General features: G+C 72.3%; 21 protein-coding genes and 1 riboswitch. Of the genes, 4 read left to right on the plus strand and 17 right to left on the minus strand.

From position 1 onward, the window contains the following. Positions 1-25: 25 nt before the first annotated feature. A complete protein-coding gene (locus tag QSK21_RS20845; RefSeq protein WP_285698166.1) occupies positions 26-739 on the minus strand; it encodes a carboxymuconolactone decarboxylase family protein in 714 nt (237 codons plus the stop codon). Between the two features lie 68 nt (positions 740-807). Between QSK21_RS20845 and QSK21_RS20850 the strand changes: the two genes are divergently transcribed. After that, positions 808-1,638, plus strand: coding sequence for a class I SAM-dependent methyltransferase (locus QSK21_RS20850; protein ID WP_285698168.1), 831 nt, complete (start codon positions 808-810; stop codon positions 1,636-1,638). Here QSK21_RS20850 and glyA read toward each other — a convergent pair. Beyond that, on the minus strand, positions 1,605-2,885 hold the full coding sequence (gene glyA / locus QSK21_RS20855) for a serine hydroxymethyltransferase (protein WP_285698170.1): 1,281 nt from the start codon (positions 2,883-2,885) through the stop codon (positions 1,605-1,607). The genes QSK21_RS20850 and glyA overlap by 34 nt on opposite strands. Positions 2,886-2,951: 66 nt before the next feature. Then, a riboswitch (ZMP/ZTP riboswitch) is annotated at positions 2,952-3,038 on the minus strand. A 241-nt stretch (positions 3,039-3,279) separates the two neighbouring features. Here glyA and QSK21_RS20860 point away from each other — a divergent pair. Further along, positions 3,280-4,557 carry an acyltransferase family protein gene (locus tag QSK21_RS20860; protein WP_285698172.1) on the plus strand — a complete coding sequence of 426 codons (1,278 nt, stop codon included), beginning with the start codon at positions 3,280-3,282 and terminating at the stop codon, positions 4,555-4,557. A gap of 11 nt (positions 4,558-4,568) precedes the next feature. Here the strand turns inward: QSK21_RS20860 and QSK21_RS20865 are convergent, their stop codons facing one another. The 10 genes from QSK21_RS20865 to uvrC form a co-directional block, all read right to left on the minus strand. Next, the gene (locus QSK21_RS20865) at positions 4,569-4,943 is read right to left on the minus strand and encodes an RNA polymerase-binding protein RbpA (protein ID WP_285698174.1); all 375 of its coding nucleotides are present in this window, start codon (positions 4,941-4,943) and stop codon (positions 4,569-4,571) included. Positions 4,944-5,065: 122 nt separating this feature from the next. Next, the gene (gene secG, locus QSK21_RS20870; RefSeq protein WP_285698176.1) at positions 5,066-5,308 is read right to left on the minus strand and encodes a preprotein translocase subunit SecG; all 243 of its coding nucleotides are present in this window, start codon (positions 5,306-5,308) and stop codon (positions 5,066-5,068) included. Positions 5,309-5,549: 241 nt separating this feature from the next. Further along, positions 5,550-6,344, minus strand: a complete 795-nt coding sequence (gene tpiA, locus QSK21_RS20875) for a triose-phosphate isomerase (RefSeq protein WP_285698177.1) — start codon at positions 6,342-6,344, stop codon at positions 5,550-5,552. Between the two features lie 3 nt (positions 6,345-6,347). Then, positions 6,348-7,535 (minus strand): phosphoglycerate kinase, encoded by a 1,188-nt coding sequence (locus QSK21_RS20880; RefSeq protein WP_285698181.1) that lies wholly within the window; start codon positions 7,533-7,535, stop codon positions 6,348-6,350. Positions 7,536-7,608: 73 nt separating this feature from the next. Next, positions 7,609-8,616: a type I glyceraldehyde-3-phosphate dehydrogenase gene (gene gap, locus QSK21_RS20885; RefSeq protein ID WP_285698182.1), complete on the minus strand. Its 1,008-nt coding sequence runs from the start codon at positions 8,614-8,616 to the stop codon at positions 7,609-7,611. Positions 8,617-8,769: 153 nt separating this feature from the next. Then, positions 8,770-10,578 (minus strand): asparagine synthase-related protein, encoded by a 1,809-nt coding sequence (locus QSK21_RS20890; protein WP_285698184.1) that lies wholly within the window; start codon positions 10,576-10,578, stop codon positions 8,770-8,772. Positions 10,579-10,702: 124 nt separating this feature from the next. Beyond that, on the minus strand, positions 10,703-11,683 hold the full coding sequence (whiA, locus tag QSK21_RS20895) for a DNA-binding protein WhiA (protein WP_285698185.1): 981 nt from the start codon (positions 11,681-11,683) through the stop codon (positions 10,703-10,705). A 65-nt stretch (positions 11,684-11,748) separates the two neighbouring features. Then, positions 11,749-12,711, minus strand: a complete 963-nt coding sequence (locus QSK21_RS20900; protein WP_502871582.1) for a gluconeogenesis factor YvcK family protein — start codon at positions 12,709-12,711, stop codon at positions 11,749-11,751. A 70-nt stretch (positions 12,712-12,781) separates the two neighbouring features. Next, a complete protein-coding gene (rapZ, locus tag QSK21_RS20905) occupies positions 12,782-13,660 on the minus strand; it encodes an RNase adapter RapZ (RefSeq protein WP_285698188.1) in 879 nt (292 codons plus the stop codon). Then, positions 13,657-15,654 carry an excinuclease ABC subunit UvrC gene (gene uvrC / locus QSK21_RS20910; RefSeq protein WP_285698189.1) on the minus strand — a complete coding sequence of 666 codons (1,998 nt, stop codon included), beginning with the start codon at positions 15,652-15,654 and terminating at the stop codon, positions 13,657-13,659. The genes rapZ and uvrC overlap by 4 nt, the downstream gene beginning before the upstream one ends. A 41-nt stretch (positions 15,655-15,695) precedes the next feature. Here uvrC and QSK21_RS20915 point away from each other — a divergent pair, with 41 nt between their 5' ends. Then, entirely contained in the window at positions 15,696-16,898 is a 1,203-nt protein-coding gene (locus QSK21_RS20915) for a mechanosensitive ion channel family protein (protein ID WP_285698190.1), read from the plus strand. On the opposite strand, the gene QSK21_RS20920 is transcribed toward QSK21_RS20915, so the two are convergent. From QSK21_RS20920 to QSK21_RS20935, 4 genes are all read right to left on the minus strand, one after another. Beyond that, the gene (locus tag QSK21_RS20920) at positions 16,885-17,391 is read right to left on the minus strand and encodes a Rieske (2Fe-2S) protein (protein ID WP_285698191.1); all 507 of its coding nucleotides are present in this window, start codon (positions 17,389-17,391) and stop codon (positions 16,885-16,887) included. The genes QSK21_RS20915 and QSK21_RS20920 overlap by 14 nt on opposite strands. A gap of 95 nt (positions 17,392-17,486) precedes the next feature. Further along, positions 17,487-17,612 (minus strand): aminomethyltransferase family protein, encoded by a 126-nt coding sequence (locus QSK21_RS20925; RefSeq protein WP_285698192.1) that lies wholly within the window; start codon positions 17,610-17,612, stop codon positions 17,487-17,489. Beyond that, the gene (locus tag QSK21_RS20930; protein ID WP_285698235.1) at positions 17,603-18,040 is read right to left on the minus strand and encodes a sarcosine oxidase subunit gamma; all 438 of its coding nucleotides are present in this window, start codon (positions 18,038-18,040) and stop codon (positions 17,603-17,605) included. Before QSK21_RS20930 ends, QSK21_RS20925 begins: the two co-directional genes overlap by 10 nt. Continuing rightward, a complete protein-coding gene (locus tag QSK21_RS20935) occupies positions 18,009-18,263 on the minus strand; it encodes a hypothetical protein (RefSeq protein ID WP_352231303.1) in 255 nt (84 codons plus the stop codon). Before QSK21_RS20935 ends, QSK21_RS20930 begins: the two co-directional genes overlap by 32 nt. An 83-nt stretch (positions 18,264-18,346) precedes the next feature. Here QSK21_RS20935 and QSK21_RS20940 point away from each other — a divergent pair, with 83 nt between their 5' ends. Then, positions 18,347-19,186: a hypothetical protein gene (locus QSK21_RS20940; protein ID WP_285698193.1), complete on the plus strand. Its 840-nt coding sequence runs from the start codon at positions 18,347-18,349 to the stop codon at positions 19,184-19,186. Positions 19,187-19,250: 64 nt separating this feature from the next. On the opposite strand, the gene uvrA is transcribed toward QSK21_RS20940, so the two are convergent. Then, complete coding sequence (uvrA, locus tag QSK21_RS20945; protein ID WP_285698194.1) at positions 19,251-22,091, minus strand: excinuclease ABC subunit UvrA; 2,841 nt, start codon at positions 22,089-22,091, stop codon at positions 19,251-19,253. Positions 22,092-22,217: the final 126 nt, after the last annotated feature.

Here is a 22,217-nt window from a genome sequence, read left to right on the forward strand (position 1 = left end):
CCAATGCCGGGGGCTTCGCAGCACGTCAGGCATCTTGGCCAAACTGCGGCTCGGGTTCTCCCTCGGGGAGGCCCACCCGGAACACCCGCATCTGGAGCGCCAGCGCCGAGTAGTACCCCACGAGGGCGACCAGTTCAACGACGGCGGCGCGGCCGAGCGTGGCGACCGCCTCGGTGTAGACGGGGTCGCTGAGGTCGCCGTCCACGACCATCTGGCGCGCCGCCTCGTACACCACCCGTTCCCGCACGTCGGCGAGCACGGGGGCGACGCCGGTGCGCAGCGCGTCCAGCTCGTCCTCGGTGAGGCCGGCGCGGCGGCCGATCCGCTCGTGCGCGTACCACTCGTAGGGGGCGCGGTGCCCGGCCGCCACGACCAGGATCGCGATCTCGCGTTCCCGTTTGGTGAAGGCCGTCCGGAACCGCAGCGCGGCGCCGAGTTCCTGCAGCGGCATGCCCACGGCCGGGCTGTAGAGCATCGCGTTGAACGGGCCCAGGAGACGGCCTTCGTCGTCCATGTACCGGATGGGCGAGGTGCCGTCGCGGCGCGGCCCGCCCGTGACCGCCTCGTACACCTCCCGCTGCTCCTCGCTCAGCAGTCCGGGTCGCAGCAGCGGCAGGCGGACGCCCGCGCGCCCGGGATCGGAATCGGCGGGCTCCGCGTCCTGAGGAGGGATGGCGTCATCTGTCACGGGGTCGGCGGGGACGGGGTCGCCGAGGCCGGCGTTCACTGGGTCGATCACCCACCGCACGCTAGGCGGTCGGCGGGTGCGCCTCAAGCAGCGCCCGTCGGGTGCGTCAGAATCGACCGGTGACCACCGGCATCTATGACGACCCCTGGGCCTACGAGCTGGCCTGTTCGTTCCGTGACGTGGCCGCCGAGGTGGACGTGCTGCTCGGCTGGTGCGACCGGCACGGCACGTCCCGTCCCGGCGGCGTGCTGGAGCTGGCCGCGGGCCCCGCCGAGCACGCCCGCGAGTTCGCCCGGCGCGGCATCGCGGCGACCGCGCTGGACCTGCACCCCGCGATGTGCGAGTACGCGGCGGAACGGGCCGGGCGGGAGGGCGTGGCGCTGGAGGTGGTGCAGGACGACATGACCACCTTCGATCTGGGCCGCCGGTTCGACCTGGTGGTGACCATGCTGGACTCCACGTCCCATCTGATGGACCTGGACGCGTTCGTCGCCCACCTCGACCGGGCGGCGGCGCACCTGTCCGGCCGCGGGCTGTACGTCGTCGAGATGTCGCATCCGCGCGACCGGCTCGGCGACGAACCCACCACCAGCACCGGGTGGACGGTGGAACGCGGCGGCACGCGCGCCACCGTCCGCTGGGGCGAGCCGTCCGACCGGCTCGACCCGGTCACCCAGATCTCCGCGGACCATGTCACGGTGACCATCACCGAGGGCGCGGGGCCGGCGCGGATCATCCAGGACGTGGTCCCCTACCGCTTCTGGAGCGCCACCGAACTGGACGCCGCCGTCCGCCTGTCGGGGGCGCTGGAACCGGTCGCGCGGTACGGCGACTTCGGCGACGTCGCCCTCACCGACCCCGGCGCCTGGCGGATGATCACGATTTTCCGGCGGGCGCGGGGCGGCGGGCGACCGGGTCAGGGGGCCGGCGCCCAGCCCGGCATCGGGTAGCCGGCGAGCAGCTCCCGGATCTCGGCCGCGACCCGCCGCTCCTCCTTCTCCGCCTGGTCCTCGCCGCGGGCGGTGGCCCGGACGATGTCGTCGATCCACTCGGCGATCTGCGGCATCCGGTCGGGCGTGACGCCCCTGGTCGTGATCGCGGCGCTGCCCAGCCGCAGGCCGGACGGGTCGAAGGGCTTGCGGGGGTCGAACGGGACCGCGTTGTAGTTGAGCTCGATCCCGGCGCGGTCGAGGGCCTGCGCGGCGGGCTTGCCGGGGACGCCCTTGCCGGTGAGGTCGATCAGGATGAGGTGGTTGTCGGTGCCGCCGGAGATCAGGTCGTAGCCGCGTTCCAGCAGCGCCTCCGCCAGTGCCTTGGCGTTGGCGACGACCAGGTGCGCGTAGTCGGTGAAATCCGGCCGGGCCGCCTCGCGCAGGGCGACCGCGATCCCGGCGGTGGTGTGGTTGTGCGGGCCGCCCTGGAGGCCGGGGAAGACCGCCTTGTCGACCGCCGCCGCGTGCTCCGCGGTCGAAAGGATCATGGCGCCGCGGGGGCCGCGCAGCGTCTTGTGCGTGGTCGTGGTGATCACGTCGGCATGGCCCACGGGGGACGGATGGGCGCCGCCCGCGATCAGCCCCGCGATGTGCGCGATGTCGGCCGCCAGCACCGCGCCGACCTCCCGGGCGATCTCGGCGAACGCCGCGAAGTCGATGGTCCTGGGGATCGCGGTGCCGCCGCACCAGATCACCTTGGGACGCTCCTTGCGCGCCAGGTCGCGCACCTGGTCCATGTCGACGCGGCCGGTGTCGGCGCGCACCTCGTACCGGACGGGGGTGAACCACCTGCCGGTCGCCGACACCGACCAGCCGTGCGTCAGGTGCCCGCCCATCGGCAGCGACAGGCCCATCACCGGGTCGCCCGGCTCGGCGAACGCCAGGTAGACCGCCAGGTTGGCGGGCGAGCCCGAGTAGGGCTGCACGTTGGCGTGCTCGACGCCGAACAGGGCCTTGGCGCGCTCGATGGCCAGCGTCTCGATCGGGTCGATGTTCTGCTGGCCCTCGTAGTAGCGGCGGCCCGCGTACCCCTCGGAGTACTTGTTGGTCAGCACCGAGCCGGTGGCCTCCAGGACGGCGGCCGAGACGTAGTTCTCCGAGGCGATCAGCCTGATCTTGTCGTGCTGACGCAGGGCCTCGGCCTCGACGAGCCCGGCCAGCTCGGGGTCCTCGCCGGTGAGATGGGGCAGGGACGGGTCGTGCATGGTGGCCTCCGCGGCTTCACGTCGTCGCCGGAGCCCTCTCGCATGCGCGAACCCCGGCGTGCGGGGTCCGTACACCCAGGCGCGCGGTGTGCGGACTAACGTCGCTCCCCGGTGGTCGTCTCCACCTTGACCGCGCCAGTCGCGTCCGGCCAGCATACCGGCCGCCCCGTCCTCCCCGCGCGCTCGGTGCCGGCTGGGAGTTCGCTGAAGGTCCGGTGAGATCGCTCGCATCCGGGCAGCTCAGGCGATCCCCATCCATTAGGGTCGCCGGATAATGAAAACAGGACATCCCACGCCCTCCGCCTCGTCCGCCCCCGCCTCGTCTCCCCCCGTCCTGTCGGCTCCCCTTCCCGATCCGGCGGCTCCGGCCGATCCGGCGGCTCCAGCCGATCCGGTGGCTCCGGCCGATCCGGCGGCCCAGGCCGATCCGGCGGCCCCGGCTGCGCCACGGCTGGAATGGCTGGACGCCCTGCGCGGCATCGCGGCACTGGTGGTGGCCTTCCACCACGGCGGCTCGGAGTACCTGCCGGAGTTCCGGCACGAGATCCTGCGGTTCATCGATCTGGGCGACTGCGGCGTCCTGCTGTTCTTCCTGGTCAGCGGCTACATCATCCCGGCCTCGCTGGAGCGCGCGGCATCGGTTAGGCGGTTCTGGATCGGCCGGGTGTTCCGGATCTACCCGCTGCTGCTGGTGGTGCTGGCCGCGATGCTGCTGCTGGACCGCGCCGGGGTCAAGCCGCTGCGCGCCGGGATGCTGGAGTCCTACGACGCCTCGGCGGCCGTCGCCGCCCACCTGACGATGATGCAGGACCTGCTGGCGGTGCCGAACGCCGTCAACGTCCTGTGGACGCTGTCGTACGAGATGGTGTTCTACCTGCTGGTGGTGGCGCTGTTCGCGCTGGGACGGCTCGACCGGCACTCCGCCACGATCGCCACCGCGCTGTCGGTGGGCGCGCTGACCGTGGCGGCCGTGCTGCCGGTCGCCGCGCTGTCGGGACGCTTCGGCGTCACCCCGGTCGCGCTCACCGCCGCCGGGATCATGGCGCTGGCGATCGGGCTGGCCTGCGCGTCCCGTCCCTGGCTGTGGCGCACGGGCGCCGCGCTCGGCGGCGTGCTCGCGGCCGTGCTGGTGCTGGGCAACAGCCGCGTGCCGGTCTGGCAGGGGCTCGGCCTGCTGGCGGTGATGTTCGCGGGCACCGCGATCCGCCGGGCCGAGCGCGGCCGCATCTCCGTCCGCGCCGCGGCCGTCGCCGTGACCGCCGTGGCCGCCGCGCTGGTCGGCGGCGGTCTATGGCACATCGAGGTGTACGCGCCGGGGCAGACCGAGGAGGTGCTGAAGCGCTCCTGGACGATCGGGATCGCGGTCACGGGGCTGGCGTTCGCCGCCGGGATGGCGCTGCGGAACCGCCGGGTCCCCCGCTGGCTGCCGCGGCTCGGCCTCATCAGCTACTCGGTGTACCTGGTGCATCCCGTCGTGCTGACGATCTTCAACATCGCCCTCGGGCGGCCCTCCGCCGACACGCCGCTGATGCTGGTCCCGTACCTGGTGGCGGTCCTCGTGGTCGGCACCGTCACCTACCGGTACGCCGAGGCGCCCTGCCAGCGCTTAGGCCGCTGCCTCGCACGGCGGCAACGAGCGAGACCCGGCTCCCTCGCGGGGAACCGGGCCTGAGCACTTGTCGCTTACGCGCGTCCCGCGGACTCCATCGCGGCCTTGACGGCGGCGCGCTTCTCCCGCAGCTTGGCCAGCGCCTCTTCGAGGATGGCCTCGCCGTCCTCGTCGCTGCGGCGCTCCTTGACGTAGGCCAGGTGCGTCTTGTACGGCTCGGTCTTCGGCGGCGCCGGGGGGTTGTCGGCGTCCTGGCCCGCCGGGAACCCGCAGCGGGGGCAGTCCCAGGTGTCGGGCACCGCGACGTCCGTCGCGAAGCTGGGCCGCGTCTCGTGCCGGTTGGCGCAGTAGAAGGTCACCCAGATCCGGGGAGCCGCGTCGCCGCGCTCGGCCTCTCCCATCGGACCGGCCCCGACACGGCTGCCCCGAATCGCGTTGCCACTACCCACGGATCACTCCTTGCTCGTGTGCCCCACGCCGCACACCACTCGCGGCGGGGTCGTTCACATCTCTGTCTGGCCGGACCGCCCCGTCTCGGCGGCGCGCCGGGCCCGTTCGCCCCGCGAGCGGCTCAGCCGACGCCCTTGCTCTTGAACAGCAGCCCGAGCACGATGATCGAGGCGAACCAGATGAGGCCGGTGGCGATCGTCAGCCGGTCCAGGTTGCGCTCGACCACCGAGGACCCGCCCAGGGACGAGGTGACGCCGCCGCCGAACATGTCCGACAGGCCGCCACCCTTGCCCTTGTGGGCCAGGACGAGGATCACCATCAGCACGCTGGTGATGATGAGCACGGCGGACGTTGCGATGATCACGGTTGTGCCTCTTAGCTCACGTAGGTCAGGGGACTGTGCGGTTGGACATGTGCGGTGGACGAGGGGGCGGACGGCGGGTCCCGTCGCACACCGAAGAGTACGACGACTTTCCCGCTGGTTAGGCGAGAACACCCGGACCGCGACCGAATCGATCAGAACTCTTGCCCTGATCGGCCCCGATCCCGCCCGAATCAGTGCTGTTTAGGCGTTTTCGGGCGATTCAGCCGGTCCGACGCCGGGTTCAGAGCGGAAGATCCCGGTAACGGCAGATCTTCACGAACTCACCCGGGTCCAGGCTGGCGCCGCCGACCAGCGCGCCGTCCACATCGGACTGCGCCATGATCTTGGCGACGTTGGAGCCCTTGACCGAGCCTCCGTACAGGATACGCGTCTGCCCGGCCACCTCGGCGTCGTAGAGCTCGCCGACCCGGCCCCGGATCGCCGCGCAGACCTCCTGACAGTCGTCGGGGGTGGCGACCTCGCCGGTGCCGATCGCCCACACCGGCTCGTAGGCGATCACCAGCTCGCGCACCTTGTCGGCCGGGATCTTCTCCAGGGCGCCGTCGACCTGCGCGAGGGTGTGGGCGACATGCCGCTGCTCCTTGCGCACGTCCAGGCCCTCGCCGACGCAGACGATCGGGGTGATGTCGTTGGCGATGGCCGCCTTGGCCTTGGCGTTGACCAGCGCGTCGTCCTCGTGGTGGTACTGGCGACGCTCGGAGTGGCCGACCACGACGTACGAGCAGCCGAGCTTGGCCAGCATGGCGCCGGAGACCTCGCCCGTGTAGGCGCCGTGCGAGTGCGGCGAGATGTCCTGCGCGCCGTAGGCGATGGGCAGCTTGTCGGCGTCCACCAGCGTCTGCACCGACCTCAGGTCGGTGAACGGCGGCAGCACGACCACGTCGACGGCGTCGAAGTCGGCCTCCTTCAGCGCGAAGGCCAGTTGCTGGACGAGCTTGATGGCCTCGAAGTGGTTGAGGTTCATCTTCCAGTTGCCGGCCATCAGCGGCTTCCTGGACGGTGCGGGCCGTGCCATGTGTCAGTCCTCCAGGGCCTGCAGACCGGGGAGCGCCTTGCCCTCGAGGTATTCGAGGCTGGCGCCGCCGCCGGTGGAGATGTGGGAGAAGCCGTCCTCGGCGAAGCCGAGCCGCCGGACCGCGGCGGCCGAGTCGCCGCCGCCGACGACCGTGAACGCGCCCGAGTCGACCAGACCCTGGGCGACGGCGCGGGTGCCGTGCGAGTACGGCTCCATCTCGAACACGCCCATCGGGCCGTTCCAGAACACCGTGGCGGCGTCGGCGAGGCGGGCGGCGAACAGCTTGCCGGACTCGGGGCCGATGTCGAGCCCGAGCCGGTCGGCGGGGATCGCGTCGGCCGGGACCACGTCGTGGGGGGCGTCCGCGGCGAAGGCGGTCGCGGCGACGATGTCGACGGGCAGCACGAACTCCACGCCCGCCTCCCGCGCCCGCCGCAGGTACTCGCGCACCGTGTCGAGCTGGTCCTCCTCCAGGAGGCTGCCGCCGACCTCGTGGCCCTGCGCCCTGAGGAAGGTGAAGACCATCCCGCCGCCGACCAGGATCCGGTCGGCCTTGCCGAGCAGGTTGTCGATCACGCCGAGCTTGTCGGAGACCTTGGATCCGCCCAGCACGACGGCGTAGGGGCGCGCGACGTCCTCGGTGAGCCGTTCCAGGACGGCCACCTCGGTCGCGATGAGCCCTCCGGCGGCGTGCGGCAGCCGCTTCGGGACGTCGAACACGCTGGCGTGCCTGCGGTGCACGGCGCCGAACCCGTCGCCCACGTACAGCTCGGCCAGGGCGGCCAGGCGGTCGGCGAACGCTCCGCGCTCGGCGTCGTCCTTGCTGGTCTCGCCCGGCTCGAAGCGCAGGTTCTCCAGCAGGGCGACCTCGCCGTCCGCGAGCCCCCCGGCGGTGGTGCGGGCCGACTCGCCGGCGACGTCGGACGCGAACGCCACCTCCGCGCCGAGCAGCTCGCCGAGCCGGGCGGCGACGGGGGCCAGCGAGAACTCGGGCCTCGGCTCTCCCTTGGGACGCCCGAGGTGCGCGCACACGATCACCTTGGCGCCGCGCTCCCGCAGCGTGGAGATCGTGGGCAGGCCGGCCCGGATCCGCCCGTCGTCGGTGATCCGCCCGTCCTCGATGGGAACGTTCAGGTCGGCCCGGACGAGCACCCTCTTCCCGGCCACGTCCAGGTCGTCGATGGTACGCATCGAGTGCGATGTCCTTCCGGAGACGGGACCGCCGTGGCCGCGCGCCGGCGCGGCCACGGCGGTCGACCCTGGGCTACAGCGACGAGCCGACCAGCTTGACCAGGTCGACCAGGCGGTTGGAGTAACCCCACTCGTTGTCGTACCAGCCGACGACCTTCACCTGGTCACCGATGATCTTCGTGAGGCCGGAGTCGAAGATGCACGAGGCCGGGTCGGTGACGATGTCGGCGGAGACGATCGGGTCCTCGGTGTAGGTCAGGTAGCCCTTCAGCGGCCCGCTCTCGGCGGCCTCCCGGTAGGCGGCGTTGACCTCGTCCACGGTGACCTCGCGGGACAGCGTGGCGGTCAGGTCGGTGGCCGAGCCGGTCGGCACCGGGACGCGCAGCGCGTAGCCGTCCAGCCTGCCGTTCAGTTCCGGCAGCACCAGGCCGATCGCCTTGGCGGCGCCGGTGGAGGTCGGGACGACGTTGATGGCGGCGGCGCGGGCGCGGCGCTTGTCCTTGTGCGGCGCGTCCTGGAGGTTCTGGTCCTGGGTGTAGGCGTGGATCGTGGTCATCAGGCCCTTCTCGATGCCGAACGCGTCGTTCAGGACCTTGGCCAGCGGCGCCAGGCAGTTGGTGGTGCAGGAGGCGTTGGAGATCACCGTGTGGGCGGCCGGGTCGTAGGCGTCGTCGTTCACGCCGAGGACCAGCGTCACGTCCTCGTTCTTGGCCGGCGCGGAGATGATCACCTTCTTGGCGCCGTTGTCGGCGTGCACCTTGGCCTTGTTGGCGTCGGTGAAGAACCCGGTGGACTCGACCACGACATCGACCCCGAGCTCGCCCCACTTCAGGTTGGCCGGGTCGCGCTGCTCGAACACCTTGATCGGCGTGCCGCCCACGACGATCTCGTCGGCGGTGGCGGTGACCTCCTCGGGGAAGCGGCCCAGGATGCTGTCGTACTTGAGCAGCTGCGCGAGGGAGGCGTTGTCGGTCAGGTCGTTGACCGCCACTACCTCGATGTCGGCACCGCTCGCCTTGAGCGCGCGGTAGAAGTTCCGGCCGATCCGGCCGAACCCGTTGATGCCTACTCGGATGGTCACGGAACGGCTCTCCTCATGACGTGTCTCGACGTGTCTCTCACCTGGAACGGGGTGGGTCCCCCGGCTTCCGACCCTATCGAATGCGCGACCCCGTCCCGACACCGGCGCGAGGTGAGGAGCGGGTGGTCCGCCGCTCCCCCGGACGGGGGATGATCAGGTCACCGGGACGGTGATCTCGGGGAGGTCCGGGGCGGGCTCCCGCCAGGCGTTGGACAGCAGCGTCTTGAGGGTCAGCAGGGCCCATGCCTGGTGGGGCCGGCGGGGCGGCACCTCCGCCAGCCGCGTCTCCAGCGCCGACCTGTCGACGAGCTCCAGCAGCTCGGCCGGCGCGGACATGATCTCCCTGCGCATCAGGTCCGCCAGGTCCCTGCCGTAGGAGCGGCGCCAGTTGAACCCGGGCGTGCGGTGGGCGCGCGGCGTGGCGCGGCGCCACCAGCCCGGCAGCTCCAGCACCCCGGCCGGCCGCCGCCGCTCGTACCGCCAGCGGCGCCCCTCCAGCGGGACGTCGTGCAGCGCGGGCGCGAACATCCTGATCAGCATCGCCACCGGCTCCTCGCTGAGCCGCCACTCGACGGGCAGCGCCAGCGCGGCCCGCACCACCCGGTTGTCCAGGAACGGGTGGTAGTACGCCCAGTTCATGAGGGTGGCGGTGTGGGAACCCGCCAGCCAGCGGCCGGTCTTGTAGTACATGTGCAGGCGGTCCAGGACGCCGATGCCCTCGTCCTCGTACCTGGCGCACCAGTGCTCGTAGCTCTTGTGGGCCAGGGCGTTGCTCTCCGGGCCCAGCAGCGCCCGCTGCGCCAGGAAGATCGTCTGGAGCCTGCGGCGGACACCGTCGGGGGTGAGGTCCTTCTGGTCGGTGAGGAACCCGCCGCGCAGCCGCTCGCCGCCGCTGCCCGAGCTGCGCGGCTCGGGGTCGAAGGGCGCCCACCCGTTCACGCTCTCGTACGCGGAGTTCATGCCCTCGCACGTCCGGACGATCCCGTGCGCGCGGCGCAGCGGGTGGGGGACGACCACCGCGCCCTGCTCCCGCCGGTCCAGGGTGACCTGGCACTCCACGCCCAGGACGGCAGCGACCCGCTCGGCGATCCGCACGTCCGGGTCGTCGGCGAGCCCGTGGACGGCGCCGAAGAACGGCACCCCGGCGGCATGGCAGGCGGCGGCGATCAGGCGGCTGTCGCGCCCGCCCGACAGCGCCAGCCGCATCGGGCGGTCGTGCCGGGTGAACGGCCGCACGGCCTCGGTCATCGCCTCGGCCAGCGGCGCGATCAGCCGGGCGGCGTCGCGCCGGCCGCGCGGCATCTCGCCCTGCTCGGGCAGCGGGCGCTCGGCGACCTTGAGCAGCCCGCCGACCGGGGCCGTGAGCGTGCCCGCGTTGGGCACCGCCGCCACGCCCTGGAACGGGGTGTGGTCGGAGGTGAAGAAGCCGTGCCGGACGATCACGTGCAGGGCGGGCACGTCGTAGGCCGGTTCGGGCCGGACCAGCCCGGTCACCGCGGCGCGCGCGGGCAGGTGCGCCAGCAGGGCGCGCGAGGCGGCGAACCGCATCCCGCCCGCCTCCGCGTAGTACACCGGGCACGCCCTGGTGACCGAGGTGAGCGCGACGAACCCGGACGGGTCGGCGCGGAAGCCCGAGAAGCAGCCGCCCAGCCCGTCCGACGCCTCCCCCGGGTCCTCGGCCTCCAGCAGCACGCGGGCGTCGTCCTCACCGGCCAGGTAGCCGCAGTAGCCGAGGACGCGGCCGCCCGCGGACCGCAGCGGCGGCGGGAACGGCGGCTCGTCCGGCTCATTGGACCACCCCAGCAGCGCGACACCGCCGTCGGGCGAGAACCATTCCGCCGTCCGCCACCGGTCCGGCGGCACCGGCACCGCGTCGCCGATCGCCGCGCGGGCGGCGTCCCGTACCTGACCGGGGATCACGTTCCCGCGGTCGCTCACCGAGATCGCAAGGTAGGCACGCATCCACCGAATCCAACGGCGGGCGGGTTACGGACCTGTGAACGGGGCTGGGCGGCCCGCCGTCAAGCCGATGTCATGCGCCGCGTCACCAGCGGAAACACCACAAAGTTGCGGGGCGCGCGCGGCGCTAGGGCGCGAGCATGTCGGCGGTGAGGTTGGCGTCGGTGCCCGGAATGCCCTGGTCCTGGGCGCGCTTGTCGGCCATCGCCAGCAGCCGCCGGATCCGTCCCGCGATCGCGTCCTTGGTCAGCGGAGGGTCGGCGAGCTGGCCCAGCTCCTCCAGGGACGCCTGCTTGTGCTCCAGGCGCAGCCGGCCCGCGCTGACCAGGTGCTCGGGCGCGTCGTCGCCGAGGATCTCCAGCGCCCGCGCCACCCGGGCGCCGGCGGCGACCGCCGCCCGCGCCGAACGGCGCAGGTTGGCGTCGTCGAAGTTGGCCAGCCGGTTGGCGGTGGCCCGCACCTCCCGGCGCATCCGCCGCTCCTCCCAGGCCAGCACGCTGTCGTGGGCGCCGAGCCGGGTCAGCAGCGCGCTGATCGCGTCGCCGTCGCGCACCACCACCCGGTCGACGCCGCGCACCTCGCGGGCCTTGGCGTGGATCTTCAGCCGGCGGGCGGCACCGACGAGGGCCAGCGCGGCCTCCGGGCCGGGGCAGGTCACCTCCAGCGACATCGACCGGCCCGGCTCGGTCAGCGACCCGTGCGCCAGGAACGCCCCCCGCCACGCCGACTCCGCGTCACAGGCCGCCCCCGCGACCACATGCCGCGGCAGCCCCCGCACCGGGCGGCCGTTGTTGTCGATCAGGCCGGTCTGGCGGGCCAGCGACTCCCCGTCCCGGAACACCCTCACCACGTACCGGTTGCCCTTGCGCAGCCCGCTGGGCGCCAGCACCACGACGTCGGAGCTGTGGCCGAAGACCTCGGCGATGTCACGGCGCAGCCGGCGGGCGGCGGACCCGGTGTCGATCTCGGCCTCGATCACGATCCGCCCGCTGACCAGATGGAGGCCACCGGCGAACCGCAGCAGCGTCGACACCTCGGCCTTCCGGCAGCACGGTTTGAGCACCGGCAGCCGGCTCAGCTCGTCCTTGACCACCCCTGTCATCGCCATGAACGCACCCTCCCCCTAGGACCTGGCCTCGCCAGCAGTGTGGCCGATGGCGGCCCCGCCCGAGGTCAGTCACCGAAAATCTTCACGAAGGCTTGGGCCAGCCGGGCCGGATCGTGACGCGGCGAGCCGTCGGCGGCGGCGACGTCGGCCAGCACCAGGCGGCCCCCGAGGTCCTGGACGGCCTTGTCCAGCGCCGCCGTGTCCTCCACCACCCCCCGGTCGGCCAGCACCACGTCCACCCGCAGGTCGGGTGCGTGCGCCTGGAGTACCTCCAGGTGGGTCTGCGGCGAGAAGTCGTCGGTCTCCCCCGGCTGCGGCGCGAGGTTCAGCGCGACCACCCGGCGGGCCGGCGTGGCGACCAGCGCGCGGGCCAGCTCGGGCACCTTCAGGTGCGGCAGCACGCTGGTGAACCACGACCCCGGGCCGAACACCACCCAGTCCGCGGACCGCACCGCCTCCACCGCCTCGGGGCAGGCCGGCGGATCGGCCGGGACCAGGTCGATGCCCAGCACCGTACCAGGCGTCTTCGCGCAGGCCACCTGCCCCTTCACCCGTGTCACCTCGTGGGGCCGGGACGGGTCGGCGCCGCGCACCTCCGCGACGATGTCCATCGGCACCGAGGCCATCGGCAGCACCCGGCCCTGCGCGCCCAGCAGGCGCCCCACCCAGTCGAGCCCCGCCACCGTGGAGCCGGGCCTGCCGGGCCCGGAGTCCTGCGCGGCGGCGCCCAGCAGCTCCCACAGCGCGACGATCAGCAGGTTGCCCACGGCGTGGTCGTGCAGCTCGCCCTGGCTGCGGAACCGGTGCTGGACGACGTCGCGCCAGGTCTGGCCCCACTCGTCGTCGCCGCACAGCGCGGCCAGCGCCATCCGCAGGTCGCCGGGCGGCAGCACGCCCAGCTCGCGGCGCAGCCGGCCGCTGGAGCCGCCGTCGTCGGCGACCGTCACCACCGCGCTCAGCCGGCCGGTGACCCGGCGCAGCGCCGACAGCGACGCGTACAGGCCGTGCCCGCCGCCGAGCGCCACCACCTCGGGCCCGGACCGGCTCACCACGGCACCACCCGGAGCGTTCGCTGGACCTGGATCACGCCTCCCGAGCTCACTCACGGCCGAGGTCGCGATGGGTGGCCTGTACCTCGATGCCCTCATCTCTCAGCCGGGCGGCGAGCTGCTCCGCCATGGCCACACTACGGTGCTTGCCGCCGGTGCATCCCACGGCCAGCGTCACGTAGTGCTTGCCCTCGCGCTCGTACCCCTCGGCGAGCAGCCGCAACACCTCGGTGTAGGCGTCCAGGAACTCCTTGGCGCCGCGCTGGCCCAGCACGTAGTCGCGGACGGCGGCGTCGCGGCCGGTCTTGGGGCGCAGCTCGGGGATCCAGTGCGGGTTGGGCAGGAAGCGGCAGTCGACGACCAGGTCGGCGTCCACCGGCAGGCCGTACTTGTAGCCGAACGACACGACGGTGGCCCGCAGGCTCGACTCGCCGGTGTCGTTGCCGAAGAAGCCGACGATCTTGGCGCGCAGCTCGTGCACGTTCAGCCCGCTGGTGTCGATCACCAGGTCGGCCTCGGCGCGCACCTCGCGCACCAGCTCCCGCTCCCGGGCGATCCCGTCGACCAGCCGGCCGTCGCCCTGCAGCGGGTGCGGGCGGCGGACGCTCTCGAACCGGCGGACCAGGTCGGCGTCGCCCGCCTCCAGGAACACCACCCGGGGATGGACGCCGCGCGCCTCCAGCTCGGCGATCGCCGAGTGCAGGTCGTCGGTGAACGCGCGGCTGCGCACGTCCACCACGACGGCGATCCGGGGCACCGCGTCCTTCACCCGGCCGCCCAGATCGGCCATGGTGGCCAGCAGGGCGGGCGGCAGGTTGTCGACCACGAACCAGTCCAGGTCCTCCAGGGACTTGGCGGCCGTGCTGCGCCCCGCACCGGACATGCCGGTGACGATCACGATGTCGGGTACCTGGGTCTCTGTCGTCAACTCGCCTCTCCCCCGTGGTGGCCGCCGCTCCGCCCGGCGGCCCGCGGATCGCCCGCCGTCCCCCCGTGCAGCGCGGCGGCGATCCGGTTCGCACTGCTCGGGCCGATGCCCGGGACCTCGGCGATCTGCTCGGGCGTCGCCTCCCTCAACCGCTTCACCGACCCGAAGTGTCTCAGCAGGGCCGCCCGCCGCGCGGGCCCGAGACCGGGAACGTCATCGAGCTCGCTCACCGTCATGGCCTTGGACCGCCGCTGCCGGTGGAAGGTGATGGCGAACCGGTGCGCCTCGTCGCGTACCCGCTGGACGAGGAACATGCCCTCGCTGTTGCGCGGCAGGATCACCGGGTCGGGGTCGCCGGGCAGCCAGATCTCCTCCAGCCGCTTGGCCAGGCCGCACACCGCGATGTCGTCGATGCCCAGCTCGTCCAGCGCCCGCCGGGCGGCGGCGACCTGCGGCGGGCCGCCGTCGACCACCACCAGGTTGGGCGGGTAGGCGAACTTGCGCGGCTTGCCGGTCTCGGGGTCGATCGGCTGGTGCGCGGCCGCCTGGGCGGCCGAGTCCCCGGGGTCCTCGCCGATCGCGTCGAGCTCGCCGAACTTCTCGCTCTCGGCCAGATAGCGGCGGAACCTGCGGGTGATCACCTCGTGGATGGAGCGGACGTCGTCCTGCCCCTCCACCCCCTTGATCGTGAAGCGGCGGTACTCGCCCTTGCGGGCCAGCCCGTCCTCGAACACCACCATCGAGGCCACGACGTTGGACCCTTGCAGGTTGGAGACGTCGTAGCACTCGATGCGCAGCGGCGCCTCGGGCAGCTCCAGGGCGTCCTGGAGCTCGCGCAGCGCCCGGCTGCGGGTGGTCAGGTCGCTGGCGCGGCGGGTCTTGTGCTGCTTGAGCGCCTCCATCGCGTTGCGCGCGACGGTGTCGAGCAGCGCCTTCTTGTCGCCGCGCCGCGGCACCCGCAGGTGGACGGGACCGCCGCGCTGCTCGCTGAGCAGCTCGGTCATCGCGGCCTCGTCCGGCGGCGCCTCGGGGACGAACACCTCGCGCGGCACCGACTCGCTCTCGCTGTAGATCTGGATCAGGAAGTGCTCGACCAGGTCGGAGGTGGTGACGTCCTCCACCTTGTCGACCACCCAGCCGCGCTGCCCGCGGATGCGGCCGCCGCGCACGTAGAACACCTGGACGGCCGCCTCCAGCTCGTCCTCGGCCAGCGCGATCATGTCGCCGTCGGTGCGGTCGCCCAGCACCACCGCCTGCTTCTCCAGGGCCCGCTCCAGAGCGCGGATGTCGTCGCGCAGCCGGGCGGCCCGCTCGTACTCCAGCTCGGCGGCGGCCTCGCGCATCTCGCGTTCGAGGCGCTTGATGAACCGGCCGGTCTCACCGGCCATGAAGTCGCAGAAGTCCTCGGCCAGCACCCGGTGCTCCTCGGGCGTGACCCGGCCGACGCAGGGCGCCGAGCACTTGCCGATGTAGCCGAGCAGGCAGGGCCGGTCGAGCTGGCGCTGCCGCTTGAACACCCCCGGACGGCACGTGCGGACGGGGAAGACCCGCAGCAGTTGATCGACCGTCTCCCGGATCGCCCACGCGTGGGAGTACGGCCCGAAGTAGCGCACGCCCTTGCGTTTCGCGCCGCGCATCACCATCACCCTCGGGTACTCCTCGTCGAGGGTGACCGCCAGATAGGGATAGGACTTGTCGTCGCGGTAGCGCACGTTGAACCGCGGGTCGAACTCCTTGATCCAGGAGTATTCGAGCTGGAGGGCCTCGACCTCGGTGCGCACCACCGTCCAGTCGACGCGGGCGGCGGTCTGCAGCATGGTCTGCGTGCGGGGGTGCAGCCCGGCGAAGTCGGCGAAGTAGGAGTTGAGCCGGGACCGCAGGTTCTTGGCCTTGCCCACGTAGACGACCCGTCCGTGTTCGTCACGGAATCGGTAGACGCCGGGTGACTCCGGGATGGAGCCGGGCGCGGGCCGGTAGGTCGCAGGGTCTGCCACGCCTGAAAGCCTAGTAGGGGCGGCAGACAAACCCGCCACTGGTGACACAGGTCTCGTTCTGGCGCCGGGCGTCCGGAAACGCAAGGCTGGGGATCACCGAGCCCAGCCACGACGAGGAGGTCGATTCGGCGGTGTCCGCGTTCTGGGAGTGGATCGTGCTGGCGGCCACGGTGGCGTTCGCCGTGATCGTCGTGGAGGCCGGCCGCCGGTTGCTGGCGGGGCGGCGGCTGTCGGAGCGCTGGCCGAGCGCCGGGGAGGCGGCCCGCCGGTGCGCGGCGCCCGCGTTCGCGTTCGCCGTCGTGGTCAGCGCCGTCGTCGCGCTGCCGGAGCACGCGCTGACCGGCCCGGCGCACCGGGTGGTGGACCATCTGCTGCGGATCGCCGCGATCGCCGTGACCACCTGGCTGATCCTGCGGATCTCCTATGCGATCACCGATCCGGCGCTGGCGCGGCTGACGCGGATCGAGGGCGAGCGCAACCGGCGGGCCCGCAAGACGCGGACGCAGCTCCTGCTCCTGCGCAGGATCGCCGCGGCGGCGGTCGTGGTGGTGGCGGTGGGCGCGGCGCTGTTCACCTTCCCCGCGGTGCGGACGCTGGGCGCCGGGCTGTTGGCCTCCGCCGGGGTGGCCGGGCTGGTGATCGGGATCGCGGCGCGGCCCACGCTGGGCAACATGTTCGCCGGGCTGCAGATCGCCTTCAGCGACGCGATCCGGCTGGACGACGTCGTGGTGGTGCAGGGCCAGTGGGGCAGGATCGAGGAGCTCACCCTGTCGTACGTGGTGGTGTGCCTGTGGGACGACCGAAGGCTGATCCTGCCCGTCTCCTACTTCACCGAGCAGCCGTTCGAGAACTGGACCCGGCACAGCAGCCGGGTGGTCGGCTCGGTGCTGCTGCACGTGGACTGGTCGGTGCCGGTGGAGGAGCTGCGCTCCGAGCTGTACGCGATGCTGCGCGACAACCCGCTGTGGGACAGGCGCGAGTGGATCCTCCAGGTCACCGACGTGCTGCCGAACGGGCTGCTGCAACTGCGCGCGACGATGAGCGCGGCCGACTCCGCCAGCGCCTGGGACCTGCGGTGCGACGTCCGCGAGCACCTGGTGGGCTACATCCGCGAGAACCATCCCGGGGCGCTGCCCCGGTTCCGGGCCGAGCTCACCAACGGGGACCCGGCCGGATCCGGCCCTCTGGACGGGCCCGGGGCGGACCCGTCCAGAGGGCCGGCCAGCGGGCTCAGGCCAGCATGATCTGGTCGCCCTGGACGTTGATCGCCTTCTCCGGAAGGGACTCGTCGGCGGGCGGGCTGGCCACCGAACCGTCGGTGATCTTGAACTTGCTGCCGTGACAGGGGCAGTCGATCATGCCGTCGGCGACGCTCTCGACCGAGCAGCCACGGTGCGTGCAGGTCGCCTCGTACGCCTTGAACCGGCCCTGGACGGGCTGCACCACGACGACCTTGCGGTCCTTGAAGATCTTGCCGCCGCCGACCGGGATCTCGCTGGTCCGCGCCAGCACGGTCCCGGCCGCGCCACCGCCGGAGTCACCGCCACCGCCGGAGTCACCGCCGTCGCCGGCGTCGCCGGCGTCGTCGCCTCCGCCTCCGCACGCCGCGGCCAGCCCGGCGACGCAGGCCAGCCCGGCGCCGATCAGGAGTCCGCGGCGGGTCTCGCCGCCGGGAGCGGGGTCGGCGTCGTCCGCCGCCTCGGATCCGTCCGTCCGCGAAGCGGGCGCCTGTGCCATGCGGTCTCCTCCGTGTTCCGTACGCCTCGTTCCGTCACCAGGTGAACGTATGATCGCTTTCGCGGGTTCACATGATCCCTGCGTACGGCCGCAGTCTAGGCGCCGACCTGGAGGTACTCGGCCGTGGACGCCAGAAGCCTGCGGAGGAGATGCTCGGCCTGGGAGCGGCGGGCCAGCAGGCGGAAGGTCTCGCCGCCCGTCCGGTGGACGATCACCTGCATCCCGGCAGCCGGGTCTGGGCGCAGCGGCCGGGGCCGAAGACGCGGGGATGCAGGTCCAGCGGGCAGTCGTGGGAGAGGACGTCGCGGGCACTGGGCCCGGACAGCTCCAGGACGGTGCGCGCCGCCGACACCACGACGGCGTCCGGCAGGCCCGCGAGCAGTTCCGTCTCACCGCCCTCCCGGTCCACGACCAGGTACCAGCCCGGGCCGAGCCACAGGACGTAGGGCTCGCCGTCACCGGCCGCGTGCCCGGCTCCGGGCAGGCGAAGGACGAGGAACCTGCTCGTTTCGGACGCGTCCGGAGAGCCGTCGTCGAGCCGCAGTTCCACCTGGGCGGGGAAGGGGATCTCCCGTAGCCGCACCGGGCTCGCGGGATCGGTGAACGCGGCCGGAGGCTCAGCCGGCAGATGGGCGATGGCGCTGGTCATCACCGTCACGGCGGCGCCCCTCCCTGTCGTGGTGCACGGGATCGGTCACGACCACGGGAACGGACCGCCCGGAGTCGAAGGCGTAGAGGGTCTGCCCTTCGCGTTCCAGCCCGCCGGCGAGGAGGGCGAGCGCGAACGACCCGACCGTCCCCCGGTAGGAGGAGGTCACATGGCCCAGCATCGGCACCGGTGAGGTGATCACCTCGGGCGGCGGTGCCTCCACGAGCTGGGCGCCTTCGGCCAGGACGACCGACTGGTCGAGGTCCGAACAGCGCCAGCGCGGGCAGCAGGTACACGAACGACGGCATGGTCTGCGCCGCGTCCAGCACCGGCCGCTGGATGCCCGCGAACACCCGCCACCGCGCCGCGCACACCCCCAGCACCACCCCGATCGCCAGCGTCAGGACGGTGGCGACCAGTACCTGCGCCAGCGTCTGCATGCTGTGCTCCCACACCCCGGTCACCGCGATCGCGCCGAGGCAGCCCGCGCCGACGGCGGCCTGCACCGGCCCCGCCACCCGCCATCCGATGGCCACCACGACAACGATCATCAGCCACCACGGGCTGGAGGTCAGGAGCGTCTGCAGCGGGTTGAGCAGCGCCACCGTGACCGCGTTCTTGATCGCGTCGGTGACGCCGAACAGGTGCAGCCACCCACTCCACGACGTCGTTGGCGTACGGGGCGAAGCGGAACTCCACACCGGAGGGGAAGTCCTCGGGCGCGAGGGCGCGTCCGAGGACGACGGTGGCGAGCGCGACGGCCGCGCCGCCGCCCAGCACGAGACGGCGGCGGCGAGGGTCGGGCGGGCGCCCGGACCTCTGCGCGGCCTCCGCCCGGCGGCCGGCGCCCATCGTCAGCCGGTCCAGGACGATCGCCATCACGACCACGGCCAGCCCCGCGTCCAGGGCCATCCCCACGTTGACGCGCTCCAGCCCCTGGATGATCGTCTCGCCCAGCCCGGGGCCGTCGATCAGCGCGGTGATGACCACCATCGACAGCGGCCCACGGCCGAGCTGCGGGCGGCGGCCCGGGAGGCCGCGGCCCTGCTGGGCCTGCCGCTCGTCGTGATGCCGGCCGGGGACGGCGGGCTGGAGGGCGCGCTCGAGGACCTGGTCAGTCGTCGAGCGCCATCGCCCTCACCGTGAGCTCGACCACCAGTCGGCAGGCGCCGACGCTCACAAAGAAGGGTCGCCCGGGAGGCCCGAACGCTCAGGTGCCCAGGATCTTGGCGAGGTACTGGCCGGTGTGGCTGGCCTCGACCGCCGCCACGTCCTCCGGGGTGCCGGTGGCGACCACGGTGCCGCCCCGGGAACCGCCCTCCGGGCCCATGTCGACGATCCAGTCGGCGGTCTTGATGACATCCAGGTTGTGCTCGATGACGATCACCGTGTTGCCCTTGTCGACCAGGCCGTTCAGCACGTCCAGCAGCTTGCGGATGTCCTCGAAGTGCAGGCCGGTGGTCGGCTCGTCCAGCACGTAGATGGTGCGGCCGGTGGAGCGGCGCTGCAACTCGGAGGCCAGCTTGACGCGCTGGGCCTCGCCGCCCGACAGGGTCGGCGCGGGCTGCCCCAGCCGGACGTAGCCCAGCCCCACGTCGTTGAGGGTCTTCAGATGCCGGTGGATGGCGCTGATCGGCTCGAAGAAGGCGGTGGCCTCCTCGATCGGCATGTCCAGCACCTCGGAGATCGTCTTGCCCTTGTAGTGGACCTCCAGCGTCTCCCGGTTGTAGCGGGCGCCGTGGCAGACCTCGCAGGGGACGTAGACGTCCGGCAGGAAGTTCATCTCGATCTTGATGGTGCCGTCGCCCGAGCAGTTCTCGCAGCGGCCGCCCTTGACGTTGAAGGAGAACCGGCCCGGCTGGTAGCCGCGCACCTTGGCCTCGGTGGTCTGCGCGAACAGCTTGCGGATGTGGTCGAACACGCCGGTGTAGGTGGCCGGGTTGGACCGGGGCGTGCGGCCGATCGGGGACTGGTCGACGTGCACCACCTTGTCGAGCAGGTCGATGCCGGTGACCCGGCGGTGCTTCCCCGGCACGGTGCGGGCCCCGTGCAACTGCTTGGCCAGCGAGTTGTAGAGGATGTCGTTGACCAGGGTGGACTTGCCCGAACCCGACACGCCCGTGACGGCGGTGAACACGCCGAGCGGGAACGTCACGTCGACGTCGCGCAGGTTGTTCTGCCGGGCGCCCTTGACGGAGACCTCGCGGCCCTTCTGCCGGGGACGCCGGATCCGCGGCACCGGGATCTCCCGGCGGCCCGACAGGTACGCGCCGGTCAGCGACCGCTCCGACGCGACCAGGTCGTCGACGGTGCCCGACACCACGATCTCGCCGCCGTGCTCGCCCGCGCGCGGGCCGATGTCGACCACCCAGTCGGAGGCGCGGATGGTGTCCTCGTCGTGCTCGACGACGATGAGGGTGTTGCCCATGTCGCGCAGCCGCAGCAGCGTGTCCAGCAGCCGGTGGTTGTCGCGCTGGTGCAGGCCGATGGACGGCTCGTCCAGCACGTACAGGACGCCGACCAGGCCGGAGCCGATCTGGGTGGCCAGCCGGATGCGCTGTGCCTCGCCGCCGGCCAGCGTGGCGGACGCGCGGTCGAGGGTCAGGTAGTCGAGGCCGACGTCCAGCAGGAACCCGAGGCGCGCGTTGATCTCCTTGAGCACCCGTTCGGCGATCTGCCGCTCCCGCTCGTTCAGCTCCAGGGACAGCAGGAACTTGGCGCACTCGCCGATCGGCATGGCCGCCACGTCGGCGATGGACCGGCCGCCCATGGTGACCGCCAGGATCACCGGCTTGAGCCGCGCGCCGCCGCAGGCGGGGCAGGGGATCTCCCGCATGTAGCCCTCGAACTTCTCCCGGGTGGAGTCGCTCTCGGACTCGGCGTGCCGCCTCTGGATGTAGGGGATCACGCCCTCGTAGGCGGTGTAGTAGGAGCGGGTGCGGCCGTACCGGTTCTTGTACTGGACGTGCACCTGGGTGTGGTGGCCGTTGAGGATCGCCTTGCGCGCCTTGGCGGGCAGCTTCTCCCACGGGGTGTTGAGGTCGAAGCCCATGGCGTCGCCCAGCGCCGACAGCAGCCGCAGGAAGTACTCGCTCACATGCCCGTTGGACCACGGGGAGATCGCGCCCTCGCCCAGCGTGAGGGTCGGGTCGGGGACGACCAGCTCGGGGTCGACCTCCATGCGGGTGCCCAGGCCGGTGCACTCCGGGCAGGCGCCGTAGGGCGAGTTGAACGAGAACGAACGGGGCTCCAGCTCCTCGAACGACAGGTCGTCGTAGGGGCAGTAGAGGTGCTCGGAGAACATGCGGGTGCGGTGCTCGTCGTCTTCGGGCAGGTCGACGAAGTCGAGCACGATGGTGCCGCCGGACAGGCCCAGCGCGGTCTCCACCGAGTCGGCCAGCCGCTGCCGCGCCGACTCCTTGACCGCGAGCCGGTCGACCACCACGGAGATGTCGTGCTTCTCCTGCTTCTTCAGCCGGGGCGGCTCGTCCAGCCTGATCATCTGCCCGTCGACCAGCGCCCGCGAGTAGCCCTTGGACTGGAGCTCCCGGAACAGCTCCAGGTACTCGCCCTTGCGGCCGCGGATCACCGGCGCCAGCACCTGGAACCTGGTGCCCTCCTCCAGCTCCAGCACCCGGTCGACGATCTGCTGCGGGGCCTGCCGGCTGATCGGGCGGCCGCACTCGGGACAGTGCGGGTGACCGATCCTGGCGTACAGCAACCGCAGGTAATCGTAGACCTCGGTGATGGTGCCGACCGTCGAGCGGGGGTTCTTGCTGGTGGACTTCTGATCGATGGACACCGCCGGGGACAGGCCCTCGATGAAGTCGACGTCCGGCTTGTCCATCTGGCCCAGGAACTGGCGGGCGTAGGCCGACAGCGACTCCACGTACCGGCGCTGGCCCTCGGCGAAGATCGTGTCGAAGGCCAGGCTGGACTTGCCGGAACCGGACAGCCCGGTGAACACGATCATGGAGTCCCGCGGCAGGTCGAGCGAGACGTCCTTCAGGTTGTGCTCGCGTGCTCCACGCACGATGAGTCGGTCATGCACGGCGTCGTTCCGGTTCCTCTTCATGGGCGCGGCGATGATGCCGGCGCGGTCACAGGCTAGCCGGAGGGTCGGACAGTTCCGGTCGTCCCCGCGGCCCCCGCTCCCGCGTCCCTGGATCTGTGTCCC

It is taken from the genome of Actinomadura sp. NBRC 104412 (genome assembly GCF_030269515.1).
Classification (GTDB): Bacteria; Actinomycetota; Actinomycetes; order Streptosporangiales; family Streptosporangiaceae; genus Spirillospora.

Excerpts from the sequence above, each read along its gene's own strand:
- whiA (WP_285698185.1), bottom strand. The coding sequence starts at position 11,683 with ATGGCGATGACAGGGGTGGTCAAGGACGAGCTGAGCCGGCTGCCGGTG.
- QSK21_RS20890 (WP_285698184.1), bottom strand. The coding sequence starts at position 10,578 with ATGCGTGCCTACCTTGCGATCTCGGTGAGCGACCGCGGGAACGTGATC.
- tpiA (WP_285698177.1), bottom strand. The coding sequence starts at position 6,344 with ATGGCACGGCCCGCACCGTCCAGGAAGCCGCTGATGGCCGGCAACTGG.
- QSK21_RS20930 (WP_285698235.1), bottom strand. The coding sequence starts at position 18,040 with ATGACCAGCGCCATCGCCCATCTGCCGGCTGAGCCTCCGGCCGCGTTC.
- glyA (WP_285698170.1), bottom strand. The coding sequence starts at position 2,885 with ATGCACGACCCGTCCCTGCCCCATCTCACCGGCGAGGACCCCGAGCTG.
- QSK21_RS20925 (WP_285698192.1), bottom strand. The coding sequence starts at position 17,612 with ATGCAGGTGATCGTCCACCGGACGGGCGGCGAGACCTTCCGCCTGCTG.
- QSK21_RS20920 (WP_285698191.1), bottom strand. The coding sequence starts at position 17,391 with ATGGCACAGGCGCCCGCTTCGCGGACGGACGGATCCGAGGCGGCGGAC.
- QSK21_RS20880 (WP_285698181.1), bottom strand. The coding sequence starts at position 7,535 with ATGCGTACCATCGACGACCTGGACGTGGCCGGGAAGAGGGTGCTCGTC.
- QSK21_RS20940 (WP_285698193.1), top strand. The coding sequence starts at position 18,347 with ATGGTCTGCGCCGCGTCCAGCACCGGCCGCTGGATGCCCGCGAACACC.